The following is a 5,277-nucleotide window of genomic DNA, read 5'->3' as shown; positions in this document are numbered from 1 at the left end:
AGCATCGGTCGATCACCGTGGAGAATCTGCTGACCGAATCGTCCGGCCTGGCGGTGGGTATACTCTCCGAGGGTATCACCGGGGTGATTCCGATCGATCCGAATACTGCCGTGCAGGCGCTCGGAGTGCCGTTGGAGAATCCGCCGGGCGCGGCATTCAGTTACAGCGAACGCGCTGTCGATCTGCTCGCCTATGTCATCGAGTTGGCCATGGGTGAGCCATTGCAGCTGTTCGCGCAACGTGAGCTTTTCGATCCGCTCGGCATCGAACGCGGCGATTATTATTGGGCGCGCGATCGCGCCGGGCACACCTACGGATACGCCCATCTGCTGATCCCGCCGAACAATTTCGCGAAGCTCGGCCTGCTGGTGAGCAACAACGGGCGCTGGGGCACACGGCAACTCGTCTCCGAGACCTATCTGCGCATGGCACGCCAGCCGTCACCAGCGAACGAGTGCTTCGGCTATCTGTTCTGGATCGGCCTCGGATGCTCTGAGAACTCCGGCTTCCTGCCCGCCGACATGTACTTCATGGTCGGACTCGGCATGCAGAACGTCTTCATCGTGCCGAGTCTGGATTTGACGGTGGTGTGGACCGGAGTCTTCGGAAGTGTCAGCAACCAGGACATCGCGGGGGCCCTGCAGAACACCACGGAGCTGCCGCACGAATTCTTCCGGCGACTGTTCGCGGCATTCCAGGACCATCCGGTGCCCGATCCCGGTCCGTATGTCGAACCGCCGTCCCGCGAGGATCCGGGCGGGTATGTGGATACGAATCTGCTGATCGCCGTCTTCGGTGTCGGGCCCGCGGCATATCCGGGCTGCAATGTCTTCAGTTGCCTGAACTATCCGTTGGCACCACCATCAGCGGATACCCCGCCGGGCTGCGTCGTTCAAGTCTGCCTCGGTCCGGATCCGCGCACGCCCGGCATCCGCTGAATCGACGCCGAAGAAGGGGCGCCACTGCGTCTGCCCACCGCCCGACTCCGATCTCACACTGCAGAGATGATCTAAGGCGCTCTCGGGCCTCTGTACGCCCGCGATGACAGCGCGATCCGAGGATGCGCGGCCCGCATTACCGCCGCCAAGCGGTTGGTGTCGGACAACGTGCTCCGATGGGTCGGTTTCGCCACTTGCCCTTGCGATCCCGTCCCGCGGCAGCTGCGAAGTTGATGTGTACATCAAGAGGCTTGATATTACGTATCATCGAAAAGTATTGGGGCGCTGGCGCGTTGATCCGTCCCAAGGCGATGTCGTCTAGCGAGCCCGAGCTCCATGCAGTAGCCCGTCGCCACGCCAACTGAGTTGATGGCGACATCGATGATCACACATCTGAGGTCAAGAGTCGTGACCTTGTCCAGTTCGGCAACTGAACGCTTCAACTCTGCTCAGGCATCCTCGGCCGTTGCGGTCGTTCGGTGGCTGTGGCGGCCGAACCGGCGCGGGTGCCCGAGGATGGCCAGTACAAGGATCGCGATTGCCCGGAGCTGACGGCCCTGGGCGCATGCTGGATCCGAATGGGCGTGGCACACCCGCGGTTCCGTGCGGCTGTCTGGTTATCCGCCACTATCCGCGCCCGATTATTTCGGTGGATTCGGGCTAAGAGCGTCGGCCATCCGTTTTGGTCGCTGCGCCGATGATCAGCGGTCGGACAATGGGGACCATCATTCCGCGCCACGTCGCTTCCTGGACGTCGTCGAGCTCCAATCCGGATGCCCGGATCAGCTCGAGCGTGGCACGGTTGCAGTGGCAGCCCTCCGCGAACCGGCGCCACGGGCCTTCGAGGCGGTCTTGCCAACGGGCAAGTCGCGGCGACTGTGAGCGGACGTGTTCGAGGAACAGCAGCCTGCCGTCGGGGCGCAGCACGCGCTTGATCTCGCGCAACACCGCATCGGGGCTGTCGACAGTGCACAAGACGAGCGTGGAGACGACCGTGTCCACGGATTCTTCCGCGAACGGCAGCTGATCCGCCGACGCGTCGAGCACCTTCGCTCGACGTTGGGTGCCGCGCAGCCTCCGGTCCAACCGCGCACGCATCGCGGCCTCGGGTTCGGTCAGGATCAACTCATCGAGGTGGTCGGGGTAGTACTGCAGGTTGAGGCCGGTGCCACTGCCGAGCTCGACCGTCCGTCCTGTAGCGCGGCCGAGCAACTGGCGTCGACGAGCCCCCATGCCCGCGCGCTCGCCTCTCCACAGGAGCGGGTCGTACAGTGCCGCGAAAACCCACGCCCACAGGTCCGATCCCTGTCCGGCCGCCGCCGGTGCGGTGCCACTGGTCATACACTCGACTATACGTCGGCAGGCGAATCTCCAGCTACCTCTATTGAGGGCCCGTGCGGACGGAGTAGGCGGTCTCGCTGCGCAGTTGCGACTACGGCGCCGCAGCGGTGTAGCGCCGTGGGTGTCCGGTGGCGCGCGGGTCTATTCGCCTCGACCTTCGGTCACGCCCGCACCGCCGGACTGATCACCGCCACCGAGGCCAACTCCCGCGCCAAACTCTCCGAAGCCACCCGCCACCAGAAAATCAACTGGTGGAAAGCCGAACTCGCCCCGCTCGCACGCACTATCAGCAAACTCGACCAACAGTTCAAGACGGACTATCAGACGGCTCCGCATCTTGTAAAACCGCCCGTAGCAGGCGATGCCGTCGTTCGTTCGCCTCTTCATCGGAAATCGACTGAACGTGAATACGTCTCGCGATATCAGGTGGTACATCCAAGATCGCATCGAGCGAGCGGCGCGCCGCTGCGGCCTCTGTCGAGGTCCGGATTATCTCCAACAGAGCCTCGTTCTGGTGGATGGACGCTTCCGCTTCCAAAGCCGCGATCCGGGCCGCTCGCTCCGCCTTGATCGTGGTTGCCCGCACGATGACGTCGAGAATCGCCGGTGCGTTGCGTAGGGCGACCCACCCCGCGCGCGCCGCAGCGGCCATCAATCCACCTGTTGTGACGGCAGGAACTGTAACTTGAACGACCTCTTGCCACGGGTTGACCGTCACACTGCTCGAGATCGACAACGATGCTTCGATCCGTGCGGAAAGCCGCCCCGCGAGACCGGAGACGACCGTGGCCAATACATGGGCATCTCGAGTCTTCAGGATTTCCCGGACCAAGTCGCCGACTTCGGTGTGATCCTCGGCGGCCTCGTTGATGATCTGCAATAACTTTTCCGCGGTCTCCGAGTCCGGATCTGGGCGTCGCTCAGGAAGTTTCGACACCTCGTAGTCGACGAGCGCGAGCAGTAGCGCCCGGACCGCCCTCTGTGTCTCGGACACGTCCCGCAGATCTGGAAACTCTCCGAAGTCGACTTCTATCAGCAGCGCATGCCCCACGTCCGACCCGACAGCCCGCACCACCATGTTCACGCCTGGATTGACATATGCGACATCGCGTGGCCACGACAAAGTGACAGGCATGTCGACCGGTTTTCCCGCCGGGGAGTCCCCGGGGACGTCGACTCGGCTCGGCTCCCGATCAGTCATCGATGCATCTTAAATGCCGCCCTTATAGGCGATGAAGTCTGCAATCCCTGCCGCGCCCGAGCGGCCGATCTCTGGAATCGGCCTGGACACCAGCCCCGCAAATCCGCTCCGAGCCGGTGCGGAACGATGGCGGGTAAACTTTGTCCACTATCGGGTAGAACCAGTCACTTTCGGGTAGGACCAGTTCAGGTCGGCAATCAGGGCCCGACCACGGTGAATTCTTTCAGGAAGGCACCATCATGCCCATTCAGCACACTGCCCGTTACCGCGCGGTCACTGCGGCGACGATGGCAGCCCTCGCATTCTCCAGCGGCATTCTCCCCGCATACAATTCTGCGGCAATCGCGTCGGCGCAGGTGTTCCACGCCTCGCCCGCCGCGACAGCGCAAACCGAGCTCTACACCGAGATGCGCACGCTATGGGGTCAGCACATGGACGGCACCTGGTCGACCGTGGTCGCGTTCGCCGACGACCCCCTCGCGCTGCCGTCCAGCCTGGACCGACTGCTGCGCAACCAGGTCGACATCGGTAACGCGTTCGCGCCGTACTACGGCCAAGAGGTTGCCCGGCAGCTCACCGGCCTGCTGACTGTCCACATCTTGGAGGCCGTGCCAGTCCTCACCGCCGCCAAGATCGGCTACAAACCGGCACTCGACACGGCAGTCGCGACCTGGCATGCCAATGCTCGAGATATCGCCGACTTCTTCGCTGGGATCAACCCCAACTGGTCGCAGCAGGACATGCGTGCGGCGATGAGCCTTCACATCGACCAGACCGTCGCTTACGCAGCCGCCGTCATCGGCGGCAAGCACAGCGACGCGACCGCCAAGTTCGACGAGGCCAAGGCACACATGATGGACGTCGCCGACGCCCTCAGCCAGGGCATCATCACCCAGTTCCCGGACAAGTTCTGAATTCCCGGACCGGCGGACGGCTTGCTGAGCCGCGCATCGACCTCGTCCGCGTGAGGTGTGGGTGTGTACCGAGCGCGCCAGTGACCTGCACCGACCAGGTCGAGCCGGTCATGCGTACATAACCTGAAAGTAGAGACATGGTGCCGGTTCCGCGGAGTAGCCTACGGTTCCATGAGCGCATGCGAGGTTTGCGGTAACGACTACGCTATGCCGATCGTCGTCGAGGCTCAGGGAACACGGCATGTCTTCGACTGCTTCGAATGTGCGATCCACCGCATGGCACCTATCTGCGAGCACTGCGACTGCAAGATCATCGGCCACGGAGTGGAGTCCGATGGTCGATTCTTCTGCTGCGCGCACTGCGCCGCGTCCGAGGGCGCCAGAGGGTTGGTCGACCACGTGTGAGGGCGGTGTCGTCCCGGGACCCGAGTCCGAGGCACGGCTTGCCTGCTCGAGTGCCCCGTATACGAGATCGCTGAGCACTTTCCGGGCTTCGTCCCGGGTCGGTGTCCTAGGTGCGGGGTTGTATTACTTGCGTGCAACCCCCGCGTAGGCGGACACTTGCTCGTCCATTTTCTTCGGGGGTATGACACCATCCGGGTGCCAGCGGTGCGGCACCTCTACACCCGGATCGACCAGCTCTAGTCCCTCGAAGAACCGCATGAATTCGTCTCGGCTTCGAACTTGGCATGGCAGGCCGCTGCGGCGGTAGATGTCGACCACGGTAGCTATTGCCGTCGGATCGAAGTCGGGCGTGACGTGTGTCATCACCAAATACGAGCCAGGAACGAGCTCGTCCATCAGCGTATCGACGATTCCGTAGGCATCCTGCTCGTCGGGGATGAAATGCATCAGTGCATTGAGACTGAGCGCGACTGGTTGG

At 63.1% G+C, this 5,277-nt stretch carries 6 protein-coding genes; 3 read left to right on the top strand and 3 right to left on the bottom strand.

The annotated features are described in order from the left end of the window. Window positions 1-938, top strand: a 938-nt coding sequence (locus tag NP3_RS12210; RefSeq protein WP_063040750.1) for a serine hydrolase domain-containing protein, incomplete at its 5' end; no start/stop codon positions are given. A 660-nt stretch (window positions 939-1,598) separates the two neighbouring features. Here the strand turns inward: NP3_RS12210 and NP3_RS12205 are convergent. Next, the gene (locus NP3_RS12205; RefSeq protein ID WP_084508499.1) at window positions 1,599-2,279 is read right to left on the bottom strand and encodes a class I SAM-dependent methyltransferase; all 681 of its coding nucleotides are present in this window, start codon (window positions 2,277-2,279) and stop codon (window positions 1,599-1,601) included. A gap of 307 nt (window positions 2,280-2,586) precedes the next feature. Then, a complete protein-coding gene (locus NP3_RS12200; RefSeq protein ID WP_157124273.1) occupies window positions 2,587-3,363 on the bottom strand; it encodes a hypothetical protein in 777 nt (258 codons plus the stop codon). Window positions 3,364-3,719: 356 nt separating this feature from the next. Between NP3_RS12200 and NP3_RS12195 the strand changes: the two genes are divergently transcribed. Next, a complete protein-coding gene (locus tag NP3_RS12195) occupies window positions 3,720-4,394 on the top strand; it encodes a hypothetical protein (protein WP_063040744.1) in 675 nt (224 codons plus the stop codon). Between the two features lie 171 nt (window positions 4,395-4,565). Further along, complete coding sequence (locus NP3_RS51880) at window positions 4,566-4,799, top strand: metallothionein (protein WP_084508497.1); 234 nt, start codon at window positions 4,566-4,568, stop codon at window positions 4,797-4,799. Between the two features lie 123 nt (window positions 4,800-4,922). Here NP3_RS51880 and NP3_RS12185 read toward each other — a convergent pair. Beyond that, on the bottom strand, window positions 4,923-5,277 hold a 355-nt coding region (locus NP3_RS12185), incomplete at its 5' end, for an SAM-dependent methyltransferase (protein ID WP_174566203.1).

This window comes from Nocardia pseudovaccinii NBRC 100343 (genome assembly GCF_001613225.1).
Classification (GTDB): Bacteria; Actinomycetota; Actinomycetes; order Mycobacteriales; family Mycobacteriaceae; genus Nocardia; species Nocardia pseudovaccinii.
The sequence above is the reverse complement of the archived record's forward strand: the minus strand, read 5'-3'. Positions and strand labels throughout refer to the sequence as shown.

Bases quoted from the DNA above. Each gene is read 5' to 3' on its own strand.
- NP3_RS12205 (WP_084508499.1), bottom strand. From the start codon at position 2,279: ATGACCAGTGGCACCGCACCGGCGGCGGCCGGACAGGGATCGGACCTG.
- NP3_RS12195 (WP_063040744.1), top strand. From the start codon at position 3,720: ATGCCCATTCAGCACACTGCCCGTTACCGCGCGGTCACTGCGGCGACG.
- NP3_RS51880 (WP_084508497.1), top strand. From the start codon at position 4,566: ATGAGCGCATGCGAGGTTTGCGGTAACGACTACGCTATGCCGATCGTC.